Source organism: Vibrio sp. YT-18, assembly GCF_033337345.1.
GTDB classification, from domain to species: Bacteria; Pseudomonadota; Gammaproteobacteria; order Enterobacterales; family Vibrionaceae; genus Vibrio; species Vibrio alginolyticus.
Genome location: NZ_JAWOQO010000070.1, coordinates 1 through 1,772, shown reverse-complemented (window position 1 = coordinate 1,772; position 1,772 = coordinate 1). Strand labels below are relative to the sequence as shown.

Sequence of the window (1,772 nt, the reverse complement as noted above, 5' to 3'; positions counted from 1 at the left end):
ACTCTTAATTTCTGGCACCCAGTGACGCACGAACTGACCGTCGGAATCGAACTTCTCGCCTTGGCTTATTGGATTGAAGATACGGAAGTATGGTTGGCCATCACAGCCAGTCGATGCCGACCACTGCCACCCACCATTATTTGCCGCAAAGTCGCCGTCGACGAGCTTACTCATAAAGTATTCTTCGCCCCAGCGCCAGTCGATATGTAAATCCTTGGAAAGAAAGCTTGCGACAATCATACGAAGTCGATTGTGCATCCAGACAGTTTGGTTGAGTTGACGCATTGCCGCATCAACAATGGGATATCCAGTCGTCCCCATTTTCCAACATTCAAAAGCTTGTTCATCGTAAGACCATTGAATTTTGTCTTCCCAGTCGATGAATCCGCGACCTTTGACAAGTTTAGGTTCAAACACCAATAAGTGCTGATAGAACTCACGCCAAATGATCTCGCTCAGCCACGTTGCTTTGCCTTCTGACAAATCCGGTTGTGGATTCTCAGCATACAACCTCGCGATGCACTGTCTTGGCGACAATGCTCCGATGGCAAGATAAGGCGAGAGCTGGCTCGTACCATCGATAGCGGGGAAATCTCGCTTCATCTGGTAACCGTCACTACGCTCGCGTGCAAACGTCCTCAATTGCTTGAGAATGTCGTTGGTCGAAGCACACCAAGCTTCGCTCGATTCCCTCGGATAAGAGAACGTAAAATCGGCATCAAAACCGTCTTGTTTTACCGCTGCTAACTGCTCACTAGGCAGTTCATTTTGTTTCTGAGGCTTGGATACCGTTGGCAAGGAAAACTTTTGCAACCATGCTCGTTTGAATGGCGTAAATACTTTGAAATACTCACCTTGCTTGTTGAGTACGGTCGTTGGCGCATGAACGCATTTGTCGTGAAAGGCGTGAAACTCTACCCCACGATTATCCAGTGCTTGAGATACCTTTCTATCCAACTCAACTTCATTCACTTCATAATTGATGTTGACCATTACCGCTGTTGCGTTGAGCTTATCCGCCCAATCGCAAATGACTTGTGTACAGTCGTTAAAACGCGGAACTTCTTTATACAGAAGAGGAATGTTTAGCTCTGTGAGCTCTTGATGAACATGCTCAAGACGCCTAGCGATTAAATCCGCCTGCATCGGCGCCATGTGGTGCTCTTGCCACTGTTCTGGCGTTGCAACAAAACAAGCAACAACAGGTTGTCCTGTATCAAGTGCCGCCTTTAACGCCGTGTGGTCTAACGTGCGTAAATCACGCCTAAACCAAACCAGAATCATGTGGTCTCCTTACTGAATCTGTGTTTGTGCAAGATGAAGTTTCTCAATAACTTCCGAACACTGCACTTGCTCAGGATACCGCGCTAACAGCGCTTTGAATGCTTCCACTTGCTTGGCAGGTAGCGCCTTATTCGAGAACACATAAACCCGCTGGTAGCGTTCAATTACGTCGTGACCCACCAAGCCAGAAACGTCGTCCACCTTGTCGATTAAGGTGATGTGGTAACCTTGCTCGCACAACTTCGCCGCCTGAATCCAACTTTCTGCATCTCGACTTTGTTCAAAGCTGATCAACAGACATTTCCCCTTAGTAGATGCTTTGTTTTCAGAATCGATCACCAATGCCAAACGCGTGATTAAACAGGTTTGGAACAATCCCATCTGCAAAGAGCGCAGCGAGCCCTTAACCAAATCCAATGCCTCAAACACAGGATTGATAAACTGATCTACGACTAAGTTGAGCGGGTACTCTTTCAATACCGATGACA

At 47.2% G+C, this 1,772-nt stretch carries 1 protein-coding gene and 1 pseudogene; both read right to left on the bottom strand.

Annotation, left to right across the window (positions count from 1 at the left end):
* Positions 1-1,284 (bottom strand): deoxyribodipyrimidine photo-lyase (gene phrB / locus R7M72_RS24340; RefSeq protein WP_318056370.1); only part of this gene is annotated, 1,284 nt, incomplete at its 3' end.
* 9 nt (positions 1,285-1,293) lie between these two features.
* Positions 1,294-1,772: pseudogene (locus tag R7M72_RS24335) on the bottom strand (helix-turn-helix-type transcriptional regulator); the annotation flags it as partial.